This window comes from Amycolatopsis sp. NPDC003861 (genome assembly GCF_053605405.1).
The window spans coordinates 1-1,788 of record NZ_JBSGJD010000504.1; the positions used below are offsets into that span (position 1 = coordinate 1).

Annotated in this window: 2 protein-coding genes; both read left to right on the forward strand. The window is 76.6% G+C overall.

What is annotated here, in order from left to right:
• A partial coding sequence (locus tag ACWEVN_RS47800) for a thiopeptide-type bacteriocin biosynthesis protein (protein ID WP_452055704.1) occupies window positions 1-910 on the forward strand: 910 nt, incomplete at its 5' end.
• Window positions 907-1,788: lanthionine synthetase C family protein (locus ACWEVN_RS47805; RefSeq protein WP_452055705.1), on the forward strand; the 882-nt coding region annotated here is incomplete at its 3' end. The genes ACWEVN_RS47800 and ACWEVN_RS47805, both read left to right, overlap by 4 nt.

Here is a 1,788-nt window from a genome sequence, read left to right on the forward strand (position 1 = left end):
CCGGCCGCCGCACGTGGCGCACGTCGCCGACCGGCCCGGGCCGCCGCCGCTGGCGAGCGACTGGCTGTACCTGCTGGTCCGCGGCTCGTGCCGGGTCCAGGACGACCTGCTGCGGGACGAGGTGCCCCGGCTGGTGCAGCTGGCCACCGCGGCGGGCGCGGACCGCTGGTTCTTCATCCGCTACACCGACGCCGACGGCCACCACCTGCGCCTGCGCTTCCACGGCGAGCCGGCCCGGCTGTGGTCGGAACTGCTGCCGGCGGCGAGCGAGCTGCTGGCCGGGTGGCAGCGGGCGGGCCTGGCCGGCGCGCACCGGATCGAGCAGTACGAACCCGAGCTGGAGCGCTACGGCGGCACCGACGCCCAGGCCGCCGCCGAGCGGCTGTTCGGCGAGGACAGCGTCGCGGCCATCGCCTTGCTGCGGTTGGCTAAGCAGGGGGCCTTCTCCCTGGACGCCCTCGGCGCGATCTCCGTCGCCGCGCTGGCCCACGCATTCGGCGCGCCGTCGCCGGGCGCCCCGTGGGTGACCGGCACCGGCGAAGCGGCCGAGTCGTGGCTGTCGATCACCGGCAGCCGGCGTGAGCTGCCCGCGGAGTACCGGAAGGACCAGGCACGGTGGCAGCGCCGGATCGACCCGGCGGGCGGCTGGGCGGGTCTCGGCGACGCCGGGGCCCCGGTGCTGGCCGCGCTGAGCCGGCGCGACGCGGCCGCCCGCGACTACGGCCGGCTCGTCCGCGAGCTCGTCGCCGACGGCCGCTGCGCGGCTCCGGAGGCCCGGATCGCCGGCAGCCTGCTGCACATGACGTGCAACCGGCTCTTCGGCGGGTCTTCCGGCCGGGAGGCGAAGGTGCTCGGCATCGCCCGCGGGGCCGTGCAGGACAACGCGAACCGGCGGAGGAACCGGCCATGACGACGTCCACAGTAGACACCGAAGAAGCCGTCCGGCTGGTTGCGGACCGGCTCGCCGACCCCGGCGCCGTCGCCGCCGTGGCCGACCGGCCGGACAACGTCGAGCCTGTCTACGGCGCCCGGATGTGGGTCCCGGTGACCCTCGCCGCCGGGCTGCCGGGAATCGCGTTGCTGTACGCCGAACTCGCGGCGGCCGACGACCGCTGGTTCGAGGTGGCGCACCGGCACGTCGCCCGGGCCGCCGAGCTGATGGCGGCACAGCCGTCGAACGGGCTCTACGCCGGCCCCGCGGCGCTGCTCGCCGCGGTGCAGCGGCTGAGCCCGAACTACGCCACGCTGCGCCGGAAGCTGACCGCCTGGGTGGCGGCCGACCAGCGGGCCCGGCTGCAGGCCTGCGCGGCACGCACCGACCCCGGTGTCTCGTGGTCGCACTACGACGTCGTCAACGGCCTGTCCGGGACCGCGCGGCTGCTGCTGGACGCCGGCGAGACCGGCGTCGTGGAAGAGACCCTGCGGTACCTGACCGGGCTGACCGAGCCGATCACCGTGGCCGGGGTGACGGTGCCCGGCTGGTGGATCCCGCCCGAACTGCAGCCGGTCGCCGAGGACGCCCGGCAGTACCCGCGCGGCGACTTCAACCTCGGGCTGGCGCACGGGATCCCGGGTCCGCTCGCGCTGTTCGCCGCCGCCCTCGAACGCGGGGTGGAGGTGCCCGGCCAGCGCGAGGCGATGCGGCGCATCGCCTCCTGGCTGCTCGCCCGGCGCCGGACCGACGACCACGGCGCGTACTGGCCGTGCCGGCTCGCCTGGGACGACGAAACCGGGACCGCGCCCGCCGCGGCGTTCACCCGGTCGGCGTGGTGCTACGGCGCTCCCGGC